This is a genomic window from Sporolactobacillus mangiferae, assembly GCF_023336505.1.
Lineage (GTDB): Bacteria > Bacillota > Bacilli > Bacillales > Sporolactobacillaceae > Sporolactobacillus > Sporolactobacillus mangiferae.
On record NZ_JAMAST010000014.1, the window covers coordinates 47075 to 60626 of the forward strand.

The following is a 13552-nucleotide window of genomic DNA, read 5'->3' on the forward strand; positions in this document are numbered from 1 at the left end:
GATGAGCAGTGTCTCATTCCCTTTCTTTATACTGTAAACCGGTTCGCATTTAAGGACGGTGTCAAGGCGCGAGTCAGTAGTCTTACGCTCAAGTGCAGGTAGAACTTTTGCCAAGAGTCCGCGAAGAGGTGAAGTACCACTGCTATCTGTAATCTGAAGCTGGATAACAAATAGTTGCGCTTAAGCACGCCAGATCTGCTTTTGTAGAGAAGAAATGGAAGAGAGACAGGTTTGAGAGGAGCGGAGTGTATTTGGAGAAAATAATTGAGGTCAGCGATCTATCTTATCGCTACTCTGAAGAACATCCTTATGTATTAAAAAACATTCACTTCAATGTCATGAAGGGCGAATGGCTGTCCATTGTCGGCCATAATGGTTCGGGGAAATCGACTCTGGCAAAGTGCCTGAACGGATTGATTCAGCCGCAGAAGGGAACCGTCCATGTCGGTGGTTATTTAACTTCTGATGAAGCGCATATTTGGGAAATCCGCCGTCTGGTCGGCATGGTTTTTCAAAATCCTGACAACCAATTTGTCGGAGCCACAGTCCGGGATGACGTGGCATTTGGCATGGAAAATCACGGAGTGCCGCGGGATGTTATGATTCAGCGTCTTTCAGAGGCATTGCGTCTTGTGAAAATGGATGGTTTCGCAGCGCGTGAGCCGCATCGCCTTTCCGGCGGACAGAAGCAGCGCGTGGCAATTGCCGGCATTGTTGCCCTGCAACCGATGATTATTATTCTGGATGAAGCGACCTCCATGCTTGATCCAGAAGGAAGAAAGGAAATAATCCGCACCGTCCGGACGCTACATAAAGAGCGTGGATTAACTGTTATTTCGATCACGCATGATCTTGAAGAGGCCATTCACTCTGATCGGCTGCTGGTCATGAGCGATGGACAACTGATTCGTGAAGGCGCTCCTCGTGAACTCTTTAAATCTACGGAATTGCTTCGGAAAGTCGGGCTGGATTTGCCTTTTGCCATTAAAATGCGTCAGGCGTTGCAGAAGAAGGGAATTTCACTTTCAGATAACGCGCTATTTCAGGAAGAGTTGGTGGATGAGCTATGGACATTACATTCGAGCATGTAACACACATATATGGTCAAAAAACACCTTTTGAAAAGCTTGCTCTTGATGATGTCAGTCTCCACATTCCTTCCGGATCCTTTACCTCAGTGATCGGACATACTGGATCGGGAAAATCGACATTGGTTCAGCATATAAACGGTCTGCTGAAGCCAAGCAAGGGGAAAATAACCGCCGGCGATGTCGTGATTCGCGCGAATGAAAAGAAACAGAGTCTTAAAAAACTCCGGGAGAAGGTCGGCTTTGTTTTTCAGTATCCGGAGCATCAGCTATTTGAAGAGTCGATCATCAAAGATGTGTGCTTTGGACCGATGAATTTCGGTGTTTCAGACTCGGAAGCAACGAAACGGGCGGAAGAAAGTCTGAATCTGGTTGGTATCCCGGCCTCCTACTGGCATCGTTCTCCGTTCGATCTCAGCGGCGGTCAGATGCGTCGCGTTGCGATTGCCGGTGTTCTTGCGGCACGTCCTCAGGCAATCATTCTGGATGAACCGACAGCAGGTCTTGATCCGAAAGGACGGCAGGAAATGCTTGATTTGTTTGCCGAGCTGCATAAACGCCTGTCAATGACGGTTATTATGGTTACGCACAATATGAGTGATGCCGCAATTTATTCAGATCAAGTGATCGTGATGAATGATGGAAAGCCGCTCATGATCGGACCTCCGGAACACGTATTTCTGCAAACGGAACAGCTGCGCCGGGTCGGACTGGAGAGCCCGGAGACCATGCTGTTTTTGGACAAGGTCATGGCTAAGGCGAGAAAGAAAGAACGGATTCCCGCATTCACGATTGATCAGACGGCCGATGTGGTCATTCAGATTTTGAATGGGGTGAAGAATCATGTTTAATCTCGTGATCGGTCAATATGTACCGAGTGATTCATACGTTCACCGTCTTGATCCGCGTTCCAAACTGATCGGCGTTTTTTTATTCGTAGTGATCGTTTTTCTTGCTGATAACTGGCTGACGAACGGGTTGATGGTGCTGTTCTGCTTCACCGGCATCCTGCTTTCGAGAATGCGTTTTTCATTTATTTACAAGGGGCTTCGCTCCGTTTTTATTATTGTTTTCATCACTTTTCTATTGAACTTATTTCTCGCGTCGGGCGGGGATACGCTGTTTCAGTGGGGATGGCTTCGTGTTACGTCAGGAGGATTGATGCAATCCATTTTTATTTCAATCCGTATACTTGTTATCATTGTTGTAACAACCCTGCTGACTCTGACGACATCGCCAATCGAAATTACGGACGGGATGGAGAGCCTGCTCAATCCCTTGAAAAAAGTGAGACTGCCTGTACATGAGTTTGCACTGATGATGTCGATCTCGCTCCGTTTCATTCCGACACTGCTCGAAGAAACGGAAAAAATTATCAAAGCTCAGGCGGCGAGAGGCTCTGACTTTACAACCGGATCTTTAAAAAGCCGGATAAAAGCACTTGTCCCGCTCCTTGTGCCACTGTTTGTCGGTGCGTTCAAAAGAGCGGAAGATCTGGCGATGGCAATGGAGGCAAGGGGTTATCACGGTGATGCCGGGCGCACCAAGCTGCATCAGCTGAACTGGAGCTGGCGCGATACGATGCTGCTTACGGCAATTCTACTGCTCACCGTCCTTCTGATACTGACAAGAAATTGATTTTAGGTGGAATCATGACAAAAATCAAATGTACGGTTGCTTATGATGGTACACAGTTCCACGGTTACCAGGTACAGCCGGGAAAACGCACAGTACAGAGAGAGATAGAAAAGGTGCTTACCCGTATGCATCATGGCCGGACGGTAAAAATCGTCGCGTCAGGGAGAACCGATGCCGGTGTTCATGCACTTGGACAGGTATTTCATTTTGAGACGATGCTCAATATTCCTGAAGAACGTTGGGCCATGGCACTGAACAGCATGCTGCCAGATGATATTCATATTTGGCGATCGGAATTCGTTTCCGATCAGTTTCACGCTCGTTATGATGTGAAGAAAAAAGAGTATCGCTATCGGCTTCTGACGCGTCCTGAACCGGATTTGTTTCGTCGCACCTATACGATGCATGTTGCGCAGCCACTCGATCTGGCAGCGATGAATCAGGCGGCCGCAGCCGTTGTCGGTACGCATGATTTTTCCTGTTTTTGTGCAGCGAATACGAATGTCAAAGATAAAGTGCGAACCGTTTACCATATATCGATCAGCAAGGCAGATAATGATGAAACCGTTATTCGGATCATCGGCAGCGGTTTTTTGTATCAAATGGTTCGGATTATTACCGGCACATTGCTTGATATTGGTATGCATAAACTGGAACCGGACCGGATGGCCGGCATCATTGAAGGCGGTGACCGCCAGAACGCTTCGGCAACCGCACCGCCGCATGGACTGACGCTTTGGCAGGTGACCTATTGAAAAACACGGTAACCCGCAATAAATATGTGTAACGGCTTGACATTGGCCAAAGGGTGTTATAATATATACTTCGGCATTTCTAATTTGACCACTATTAGCCCCAAAGATATTGGTTCAAAATAGATGAAGTGAAACGGTGAGGGCGTTTGTTTTTGGCGCTCAGCTCGGTGCGGTTGTGGGTCGCAGCGGGCCATGCAATGAACGATTGATTTGTTTAGAGGAGGAAATAATTGTGCGTACAACTTATATGGCAAACAGTGCTACAGTTGAGCATAGATGGCTCGTTGTCGATGCCGAAGGTCAGACACTTGGCCGTCTGGCAAGCGAAGTAGCGGCTATTCTGCGCGGTAAAAATAAACCGACATTTACACCACACGTTGATTGTGGCGACCATGTCATCATTATTAACGCAAACAAGATTGAACTGACCGGCAAGAAATTGCTGACGAAAAAATATATTCACCATTCCGGATTCCCGGGTGGTATTAAGGCCCGCTCCGCACAGGAAATGCGAGCGACGCGCGCACGCGCCATGCTGGAACGGACAATCAAGGGCATGCTTCCGCACAACAGTCTTGGACGTAAAATGTTTGCGAAACTTCATGTTTACGAAGGCGCGCAGCATCCGCATGCTGCACAAAAACCGGAAGCTTACACGCTTCGCGGATGATCAGGGAGGGAAAATAAATTATGGCACAAGTTCAATATTACGGCACCGGACGCCGTAAAAGTTCTGTCGCTCGTGTACGTCTTGTACCGGGTGAAGGCAATGTAACAATTAACGGCCGTAGTGCTGATGAATATTTCAATCTCGAAACGCTGCGTACCATTCTGAAGCAGCCGCTCGTTGCAACGGAAACAGAAGGCAGATATGATGTTCTGGTTAATGTTGAAGGTGGCGGTTTTACCGGTCAGGCAGGCGCGATCCGTCACGGCGTTGCCCGTGCGCTTCTGGAAGCTGATCCGGAATATCGCGCGGTTCTGAAGAAAGCGGGATTCCTGACACGTGACCCAAGAATGAAAGAACGTAAGAAATACGGACTCAAAGGCGCACGTCGCGCACCGCAGTTCTCAAAACGTTAATCGACTTGCTGATATATCGTCAAGTTGGTTCAAATTAATTATTAATAGTACAAAGCATTTAACATATTTAAAGCATTGGCATTTTGCCGATGCTTTTTTTCTGGTATTCATTCCAGATCGTGATTTTGTGTCATTTGAATATTTATGCGCTCTGAGCGGTTTGAAATACAGACCATCTAAGATCCGCGGGATATTGCTGGCACGCATCAATTGGAACAGTCACGCAAGAAGGCATGCACTTTGCCGCGGCTCAGAAAAATATTAAATTTCAACATGATTTTGAATTAAAAAACTCCTTACGTTATTTTTCTTTAAACATTGAATACTTTCGATAAGCTTTATAGAAACTGCCTGCAAAAAAAACAACCATAAAGGCGGGAAGTGACCTCAAAAGGGCAAATGGCGTTTCAAATAAAAATGCTTTCCAAAATAATGAACCTTTCATACTCCAGAGACCTTCGGTTAAATATAAGCCTGAATCCTTGTAAAGCATATAAGAAAAAGCCAATAACGGTATTCCTAAACCAAATGAGTAACTCATCAGTCTTTTATAATAACTACTCTGTGACTGGCGATCAGAGAAGATTTCATTTCGACCATCATCTTCTTTTTGCCAATGTTGAATGCCCCCAAGCCGGGAGCCCTTTATATAAATCCAACCAAAGTCTTCATATACTCCTTTGTAATCCCTGAACTTTTTCTTTGATAAATAATCCTGATAATCCAGCCGTATCACATACCGTTTATCGGTTTTTTCGAACGTGTACATTCCTAATCCACTAATATCTGTACAGCGGTAACCCTTTTGTAATTGCGCGTTCAACCATTGCTCCTCTTTTTCAATATCAAAGAAGATCTTAAATTTTTTCATTCGATTCCCTTCCTTCATACAGGGATAAAATATGCAATAGTCTGCTTTGTTCCATTTTCAAAATGGCATTTCCTTCCGCGGTGATCATATAAACTTTTCTCCGACCTGATTGGTCCACAGGTTCAATCCAACCCTGCTTATTCAAGTTATCAATTGCACCGTATAATGTACCTGCTGCTAAAAGAACAGTCCCATTGCTCATCTTTTCTATCTTCTGCATGATGGCGTAGCCATGCAGTGGTTCGCGCAGCGCTAATAAAATATAATGCATGGTCTCAGACAACGGTAATAATTTATGTTTCATATCCGCACCTTCTATTCAGCTCAACTATATAGTTCAACTTAATAATAACATAATACAGTTCAACTGAATAGTCAACAACATTTCAAAAAGAGCCATAACAAAAGTCGCTTTCCTTACGTAAGGAAAAGCGGCTTTCAAATGAATACACACAACACCTATTGATGGACAGTGTGCTTCGGAATAGGCTGTGATGGTGTTGCGGGTTGTTCACGTCGTTCCATTAATCGCTGTTTTGACTGTTGTCGCGCAGAAGAGACCGCCGAGTAAAATAAAAGCAATGAAAAACAGAAACAGCGCAGAGAGATTCCGAACTGCCACGGTGGGAACAACGCCGCCGATCGTCTCGCGAATTAAACCGATGGCATACGTAAATGGAAGATAGGTGCTAATGTTTTGAAAGAATGCAGGTGTCATACTGACCGGAAAAGTACCTCCTGATGCGGAGATCTGCAGTACGAGCAGAATAACCGAAAGCCCTTTTCCGATTGTCCCAAGCAAAGCGCATAACGTATAGGTAATGCAGACGAAGATCATGCTGCAGAACAAACAGCACCAGAAAAACAGCCACGGATGCAGTGCGTATATTTTTAAGAAAAGCAGATCCCCTGCAGTAACAATAGATGTCTGCACCAGACCTAGAGCTGTAAATTTGGCCAGTTGTCCGAAATGAACGGAAAGTGCTGCTGAATGAAAAGGTAAGATCGGTTTAATCGGCAATACGGAAATCATTAACGTCGCACCGACCCAAAGAGACAGAAGTGTATAAAAAGGAGCCATAGCGGTTCCATAATTAGGAATGGGAAACAGATGTGTCGTCTTCATCGCAATTGGACTTGCAAGAAAGTCGCTGTGGCTTTCTGGATCAAGCGTTAGCATATGAATGATTTCATTTAAATTGACTTGTGAGTCAAACTGACGGATTTTATCGGCGGCAATCCGCACACTTCTTTCAAATACCGGAAGATCATTTTTGCTGAACTGTGCCGCCTGATGAATGGTACGTTCGATTTTCGCTAAGTGTTCTTGAAACAATGAACCGGATTGATGCACGCGATCTATGGCGGGTGACAGGTTCTTCTGGAAAAACTGCGCACCGCTGTGCATGGCCTGCGGCCATGCATCAGATAAGATCTGATCGCTCGATTGATTAGAGCGGGTTAACACATTTGAGAGTTCGTCTGCGTTGCGTTTTGCTTCCTGGTTCAGCTGATCCAGATCATTTGAAATGGCATGCAGCTGATTGCGGCTCTCAATTAAATCGCGTCGCGCATTCGTTTGACGTGCTTCTGATGTCGTCGATAAGGCGGAAACACTATTTTCAATTTTATTTATTGAAGATTGGGTCCGGTCAAGGACAGAGGGAATTGCTCGAACCGTATCCATATAATCGTTATAAAGGCTGATTGCGTTCAAGGTTTCCCTGATTTTTGAAGACTGAGTGTTAAGCTGTGAAAGTTCCTCCGCCGATTGTCTGATGTCCTCGATTTGCTGCAGAAATGCTTTTATTTTCCCGGTTTTTTGTTTTAATTGATCCAGGCGCTGCTCCAGTTCAATGGATTCTGCGCCAAGATGATGAAACTCCGGTAAAAGCTGCTCAAGATTGAGAAGATCGCTTTTCGCTTTATTGAAGAGCGGGAGTTCTTGCTTAAATGCAATTCCTGCCTTGTGAAAGCCTTGAAACAGTGCTTGACTTACCTGTTTAACAAAAGTGTTGCTGATTTGTGTTACCAATTCATTTGCACCACTGCCGGCGATTTTGGGGGTTACCGAGTTGATCTTTTCATTCACTGTATAATCAATCGTTGGCCGCACGGGCCGATCTTTAAGAATGCTGGAGATACGTGCGGAAAAATCCCTGGGAATTCGGATGCTTGCGTAACAGGTCCCCTCTTTTAAACGGCGGTCTGCTTCGCTTCTGTTCACAAACTGCCAGCCGAGCTGGTGGTTATACCGCAGCTGGCTGACAATTTCTTTCCCGGCAAACAGCGATTTTCCCTGAATCCTGCTCCCCGCATCTTCGTTGATCACCGCGACACTTAATCCCGAGGTGTTTTTATAAGGATCCCACATGGCTTTAATATTAATCCAGGCATAGGCGGAAGGCATAATAGCCAGTCCGGCAATTATCAGAAGCATAGATGGTTGCCGTATGAACCGCAGCCAATGAAGAAGTATTTTTTGCTTCAGATGCACGAGATGTCATCCTCCTCATAACTATATGGATTAATTTTTGCTGTTTTAGACAGAATCATACGGGCTTTTTTTCTGCATACCACAAATTTCCTTGCAATCGGATCAGGCTTGGAAAAAGCTGTTACGGTTGCCTGAGTGTTTCTTGCCAGATGATAAAGAAAGAAAGGAGGAGCGATTTGGTGATGGGGATCGTCATGGACTTCAGAGAGAAGCAGAGGCATAAGCAAATGGACATGGAAAGGCGCGCGCTTCAGGATTTGTCGTTTACAAAGATTGAAGAAGCCGTTCATCGTTATTTTGACCAATATTTAGTATCTGTTCCGGCCGCTGCTGCGACTGGAAAAGAGATGTGCGCTGAATATGCGTTGGAAAGTTATCTGCTCGGTTCCTCGAAAGGGCGTTTTGGCTTTTATGGAGAAGAAAAAATGGCTGTATTTCAGCGATGCGAAATTGAACTTTACGGACTTTATGATGACTTTTATAATTTTTGGCTTTTTTGGGGTGCTGATTGGCAGTCACTGGATGATCTGCAGAGCACATGCAGAAACTATTTATTTGATTGGTGGTCAGAAGGATTTGACATCTCTTTGAAACGCTGGCGAATGAAGCTGAACTGATCGATCACCCTCCCTCGGTATATTTGCATACTTTGTCCATATACATGAGGTAGACAGGTCTGCAGGCGAGGGGGATTGGCTTTGAGACGAAGATGGCTTTTTTGGGGCTGCATGATGATTGTGCTCGGATTTATTATCATTGCAGGAGTGAAATGGATGGTCAGCTGGCATGCCAGTCAAAACTGGCATTCCCCACTGGCAGGACGGGTGATTGTCGTTGACGCGGGGCATGGCGGTCCGGACGGCGGCGCGGTTGGTGGGAGCACGGAGGAAAAGGAGATTACACTGAAAATCGCTAAGGATGTGCGTCATTATCTACAGGAAATGGGTGCACTTGTGGTGATGACCAGAGACAACGACACTGATCTGTCTGATGATGATTATGAAGGACGTCATAAAAGGCAGGATCTTGTTCGCCGCGCGGAATTAATCAATAAAACACATCCGGATGCTTTTATCAGTGTGCATCTCAATGCCATTCCGATGCCGACGCTGCACGGCGCGCAAACTTTTTACCATCCGAAATACAGCGAAAACCGCAAACTTGCACTGTTTATTCAGGATTCAATCAAACGCAATCTTGGAAATACAACACGTTTCGCGAAACCGATCAGTCATGTTTATCTGTTAAAAAAGTCAGAGGCGCCCTCCGCGCTGGTAGAGGTGGGCTTTTTGTCCAATGAACAGGAACGGGCGTTGCTTGTGCAACGTGATTATCAGAAACAGGCAGCGGCGTCGATCGGTCAGGGAGTCATGCGTTACTTTACAAATGAAAAAGTTCCTTCCGACTGAAAGGTACAGTTGCTGGGATTTTGAGGGGCTGCTTGCTATACTGGAAATGCAGGAATCAGGAAGGAACGGTGACACAATGATCAATCATCAGCAGGTTTTGGACGTACTGAAAACCGTTCAGGACCCTTTTTTACATAAGAATTTGCTGGAAACCCATGCGCTAAAGGAAATCACCATTGAGGAGGGACATGTTCAATTAATGATCGCCCTCTCCAGGCCGGATCGGGTGAAGCAGATGCAGACACAGGTTGAAATTTCCGCGAAACTTAAGGAACAGGGCGCTGAAGCCGTACGCATCCGATTCACTGTGCTCAGCAAAGAGGAAATTCAAAGACTGGGTGGCTTTCCCGAAAAGATGCCGACACTTCTTTCACCGAATGCCAAAACAGAATTTATTGCTGTTGCAAGCGGAAAAGGCGGCGTCGGCAAGTCGACGGTCTCCGTCAATTTAGCGTTCGGGCTGGCAAGGCAGGGTAAGAAAGTCGGTTTGCTGGATGCCGACATTTACGGCTTCAGTGTGCCGGATATGATGGGCATTGAAAATCGGCCTTCGGTGAAAAATGAGCGCATTCTCCCGGTTGAACGATTCGGCGTTAAGGTGATTTCCATGGGCTTTTTTGTTAAAGATAATTCGCCGGTCATTTGGCGTGGACCGATGCTCGGTAAAATGCTGAATAATTTTTTTAATGACGTGTACTGGGGCGATCTCGATTATCTGGTGCTGGATCTTCCGCCGGGAACCGGAGATGTAGCAATGGATATACACAGCAAATTGCCTCACTCCAAGGAAATTATTGTGACGACACCGCATCCAACTGCGGCCTTCGTTGCCGCACGCGCAGGTGCCATGGCGATTCATACGCAGCATGAAATTCTCGGAGTCATTGAGAATATGGCCTATTATAAGAGTCGAAAAACCGGCGAAGTCGAGTATGTATTTGGTAAGGGCGGCGGTGATAAACTCAGCGGTCTGCTTCATACAGACGTGCTCGGCCGCATCCCGCTCGCACAGCCGCAGCCACAAAAGGATGTATTTGCTCCCGGAGTTTATTTTAATGATGATCCCATTGCTCTGGTTTATAACGATATCGCCCAGAAGGTAATCGAAAAATGCGAGTGAACCAATTATCTGCACGAATCATTTGAGAAAGTCGGAAGAGCTGTGCTTTGTCTGGCATCGGGTAATTTGGTGAAAACGATGATGGTCATCAGCTGTCTGATGATGGTTTGAAGGACAGAAATGCAAATGGGTTCATGTAATAATTTTCTGAAGGATAAGATCTACCTGAAAAAGGAAAGGCAAAAAATTTTACAACTTTATCAAAAGGCGGAGATCGTGAATTTAAGAGACGAGTTTTTAAAAACAGAAGATCCACATCAGCTGTTTGATTTGTACAAAAGATTACCTCATGAACAATTAGACAAGGAAATCGCTCAGCACTTTAATGATGCAGTGAAGAAGCAAGCACTAGAACTGTATGGAGAACGTGATCCGAATGTCATTTATGAAAATACAGAACTTTTCAGAAGATCACTTGGAGAGAAGAGGATGTCTCAAAAGTCGTTTTTTTGACTATGAGAGACACCCTCTTTTTGCAAAAAAACAGTAATTGACTAAAGACGGCTGATTTTACGTAGCTGGACTAACTTATGAAAAGTTTCAACCGAACCATGAAAAAGTTGGACCGAACTGCGAAACTTCGAACGAGGCAAAAAATCGAACTACAAAACTTCAACCGAACTATAGAAAAGTTGGATCGGATTTCGAAGCGATTCCGTTACATGTTCGGAAATTAGTTACAGATTTGAAGCTCTTTATTTCGATTCCAGAAATTGCTACGTCTTTCCTGCGGTTTCTGATGAATTTGATACAGCTTTTCGTGATTGTTTTGCTGGTACCTGCGGGGAAAAATCGTATACTTTCATATCTTGTGAAAAAAAGCGCTGATCCACTCGCATCAACGCTTCTGAGATTTTTCTTTTTTTATCATTCTGGATACTGAAATTGGATTATAATGATTTTCTGGCGTCTGGCCTTTAATAGATTGTGAATACATTTTGTTGAAGTGATGAATCATTTCTTTATCCACAGTTCCGTTTTTAGTCGCTATTTTTAGCATCTCCAAAAGCTTAACCGCATCGTCGGTTTTCATATACTTCTCTCTAAGAGCCATCATTTCAACCTCCTCAATGAATTCATACAAATCTACACCCGGCTACTCTCATTGTAAACCAACAATCCTGATTGAAGATTGAGAATGGGGCTATGCTCGGTTTTCGAGAATGATTACAAAAAACATCGGTAAATTGAAGAGACGGCGTTACCTGTATTCGAACTTTAAGCGGCGTTCTGGTATAGAAAAATCTGAATCACACATATTAAGTCGAGGATACACCATGATGGGAGGAATCCACTATGGCTCGAGTAGGAACAATTTTCTTGTGTGCAGTGCTGCTCGTGAGTTTAACGGCGTGCGGTGGGCAACCCAAGCAGCCGTCCTATCAGGAAAACAAAAAAATGGTTCTCGATCTGCTCAAAACGGACGACGGGAAAAAGACATTGCGTGACTTGTTGGAAGATCGTGAACTTCGTCAGGCAATCACACTGGATGAACCGGTACTCCGTAAAACCATTGTTCAAACATTAACCACGGAGCAGGGGCAGAATTTGTGGCGCCAGATGCTCAGCGATCCGGACTTTTCGGAAGAGCTTGCGAAAACGATGGAAAGCGAAAATGAAAAACTGCTGAGACGGATGATGAAAGATCCAGGCTATCAAGGAATGATGATGAACGTTCTCAAAACGCCTGAGATGCAGCAGCAATATCTGAGCCTTTTGCAAAGCAAGCCATTCCGTGAACAGATTGAGCAAACAATCGGTGAACTGATGACCACTCCGCTCTATAAGAAAAAGCTTGCCGATGCGATTATGAATGCTTTGGAGAAAGAGCAGAAAAAATCAAAAGATCAATTAAATCAAAGTAACCAGGAGCCCTAATCCATCAGCTTGCTGTTTGATCTTGTATCGGAAATAAGACTTTTAAGCGGAACAAATGTGTATCCTCTATTCTCAAGTTCTCTTATAATGAGCGGCAGGGCGCGATTAGTACTTTTGGCGATATCTGATGCATGGAGCTTAATGATATCTCCCCTGCCTGTCTGCTGCAGGACGCGGTGAACAATTGTTTTGTATCCGGGATTTGTTTCATCACGGGGATTGACGCTCCATAGGACGACCTGCTGATTGAGCGCGTGTGCCTGTTCCAGCACTGCTTTATTTATATTACCGTAAGGCGGTCGAATCATATTCGGTCGCTCGCCAAGTGATTTATATATGGTTTCACGGCCGAATAAAATATCTGAACGGACACGTTTGATCTCGATTTGCGTGTAATCTTCATGGTGCATGCCGTGAGATTCAATTTCGTGACCTGATTTCGCTATACTTCGAACAAGATTCGGATACCGCTCCGCCCACTCTCCGGAGATAAAGAACGTTGCTTTTACATGCTCTTCATTAAGCGTCTTTAGAATGAGCGGAAGCTGCTGGTCGCCCCAATTGATATCAAAAGTCAGTGCTATATGTTTTTGATTCGTCACTATTTTTGAGAGCGCACCATTTGATTGGATCGGCGTAAAGACACTGGTCTCCTGCTTCTGTACAAACAAAATCAGTGCAGCAAAAAAAGCAGCAATCATAATCAGAATAATATTTTTTATCCTTTTTCCGTTGATGATCCAAAGCATGAGTGTCCACCTCGTTCAAAAGTTTGTACCATTGTATGGTCAAGCTTCTGTATATATGCTGTATCTAAAAAACAATTGACATTTTTTCATTTGCTGGTAGAATGAATTTTGTTGTCTTTTTGAAATGGATTCTGTTGCTGATTAAAAATATGTATTGACGCTATGTTAATCGCGTGTTAACATGTTAATCGTCGCTGAAAGGCGATGAGAAAGAATCCAAAAAAAAGTTGTTGACATTCTAACAGCATCCTGTTAAGATATAAAAGTTGCTGTTGGAAGAAAACAGCGAAGAATGTTCCTTGAAAACTGAACAAAAGCCAAGCGTGATTGACAAGGGTTAAACCCCTGATTGATTCAAAAAGCTATGGATCTTAGCTTCCACAAGATGTGGTGACTTCTGCGTTGTGCACAGGACGTGCACGACTTTAGCAGACGTTCCTCTCTCTGGAAGTACGACAAGAAGT

General features: G+C 44.7%; 16 protein-coding genes. 11 read left to right on the top strand and 5 right to left on the bottom strand.

What is annotated here, in order from left to right; genetic code table 11:
- The first annotated feature begins 251 nt into the window (after positions 1-251).
- The 6 genes from M3N64_RS10865 (at position 252) to rpsI (ending at position 4564) form a co-directional block, all read left to right on the top strand.
- Positions 252-1091 (top strand): energy-coupling factor ABC transporter ATP-binding protein, encoded by an 840-nt coding sequence (locus M3N64_RS10865; protein WP_249102123.1) that lies wholly within the window; start codon positions 252-254, stop codon positions 1089-1091.
- Positions 1067-1939 (top strand): energy-coupling factor transporter ATPase, encoded by an 873-nt coding sequence (locus M3N64_RS10870; RefSeq protein ID WP_249102124.1) that lies wholly within the window; start codon positions 1067-1069, stop codon positions 1937-1939. The genes M3N64_RS10865 and M3N64_RS10870 overlap by 25 nt, the downstream gene beginning before the upstream one ends.
- The gene (locus M3N64_RS10875) at positions 1929-2726 is read left to right on the top strand and encodes an energy-coupling factor transporter transmembrane component T family protein (RefSeq protein WP_249102149.1); all 798 of its coding nucleotides are present in this window, start codon (positions 1929-1931) and stop codon (positions 2724-2726) included. The genes M3N64_RS10870 and M3N64_RS10875 overlap by 11 nt, the downstream gene beginning before the upstream one ends.
- Positions 2727-2740: 14 nt before the next feature.
- Entirely contained in the window at positions 2741-3481 is a 741-nt protein-coding gene (gene truA, locus M3N64_RS10880) for a tRNA pseudouridine(38-40) synthase TruA (protein WP_249102125.1), read from the top strand.
- Positions 3482-3713: 232 nt separating this feature from the next.
- Positions 3714-4151 carry a 50S ribosomal protein L13 gene (rplM, locus tag M3N64_RS10885; RefSeq protein ID WP_249102126.1) on the top strand — a complete coding sequence of 146 codons (438 nt, stop codon included), beginning with the start codon at positions 3714-3716 and terminating at the stop codon, positions 4149-4151.
- Positions 4152-4171: 20 nt separating this feature from the next.
- The gene (rpsI, locus tag M3N64_RS10890) at positions 4172-4564 is read left to right on the top strand and encodes a 30S ribosomal protein S9 (RefSeq protein WP_249102129.1); all 393 of its coding nucleotides are present in this window, start codon (positions 4172-4174) and stop codon (positions 4562-4564) included.
- A 301-nt stretch (positions 4565-4865) separates the two neighbouring features.
- Here rpsI and M3N64_RS10895 read toward each other — a convergent pair whose 3' ends face one another.
- The 3 genes from M3N64_RS10895 to M3N64_RS10905 form a co-directional block, all read right to left on the bottom strand.
- Positions 4866-5435, bottom strand: coding sequence for a DUF2812 domain-containing protein (locus tag M3N64_RS10895; protein ID WP_249102131.1), 570 nt, complete (start codon positions 5433-5435; stop codon positions 4866-4868).
- Positions 5422-5739 carry a PadR family transcriptional regulator gene (locus M3N64_RS10900; protein WP_249102134.1) on the bottom strand — a complete coding sequence of 106 codons (318 nt, stop codon included), beginning with the start codon at positions 5737-5739 and terminating at the stop codon, positions 5422-5424. Before M3N64_RS10900 ends, M3N64_RS10895 begins: the two co-directional genes overlap by 14 nt.
- Before the next feature lie 207 nt (positions 5740-5946).
- Positions 5947-7932: a YhgE/Pip family protein gene (locus M3N64_RS10905; protein ID WP_249102137.1), complete on the bottom strand. Its 1986-nt coding sequence runs from the start codon at positions 7930-7932 to the stop codon at positions 5947-5949.
- A gap of 182 nt (positions 7933-8114) precedes the next feature.
- On the opposite strand from M3N64_RS10905, the gene M3N64_RS10910 reads away from it, so the two are divergent.
- The 4 genes from M3N64_RS10910 to M3N64_RS10925 all read left to right on the top strand — a co-directional run bounded on the left by M3N64_RS10910 (position 8115) and on the right by M3N64_RS10925 (position 10914).
- Complete coding sequence (locus M3N64_RS10910; protein WP_249102151.1) at positions 8115-8549, top strand: DUF2521 family protein; 435 nt, start codon at positions 8115-8117, stop codon at positions 8547-8549.
- A gap of 81 nt (positions 8550-8630) precedes the next feature.
- Positions 8631-9341 carry an N-acetylmuramoyl-L-alanine amidase CwlD gene (cwlD, locus tag M3N64_RS10915; protein WP_249102141.1) on the top strand — a complete coding sequence of 237 codons (711 nt, stop codon included), beginning with the start codon at positions 8631-8633 and terminating at the stop codon, positions 9339-9341.
- A gap of 76 nt (positions 9342-9417) precedes the next feature.
- Complete coding sequence (salA, locus tag M3N64_RS10920; protein WP_249102152.1) at positions 9418-10461, top strand: iron-sulfur carrier protein/transcriptional regulator SalA; 1044 nt, start codon at positions 9418-9420, stop codon at positions 10459-10461.
- Between the two features lie 120 nt (positions 10462-10581).
- Positions 10582-10914, top strand: a complete 333-nt coding sequence (locus M3N64_RS10925; protein ID WP_249102144.1) for a hypothetical protein — start codon at positions 10582-10584, stop codon at positions 10912-10914.
- Positions 10915-11299: 385 nt separating this feature from the next.
- Here the strand turns inward: M3N64_RS10925 and M3N64_RS10930 are convergent, their stop codons facing one another.
- On the bottom strand, positions 11300-11515 hold the full coding sequence (locus M3N64_RS10930; protein ID WP_249102145.1) for a hypothetical protein: 216 nt from the start codon (positions 11513-11515) through the stop codon (positions 11300-11302).
- Positions 11516-11757: 242 nt separating this feature from the next.
- Between M3N64_RS10930 and gerD the strand changes: the two genes are divergently transcribed.
- Positions 11758-12339, top strand: coding sequence for a spore germination lipoprotein GerD (gene gerD / locus M3N64_RS10935; RefSeq protein ID WP_249102146.1), 582 nt, complete (start codon positions 11758-11760; stop codon positions 12337-12339).
- Here the strand turns inward: gerD and M3N64_RS10940 are convergent.
- Complete coding sequence (locus M3N64_RS10940; RefSeq protein WP_249102147.1) at positions 12336-13088, bottom strand: polysaccharide deacetylase family protein; 753 nt, start codon at positions 13086-13088, stop codon at positions 12336-12338. The two genes, gerD and M3N64_RS10940, sit on opposite strands and share 4 nt — an antisense overlap.
- Positions 13089-13552: the final 464 nt, after the last annotated feature.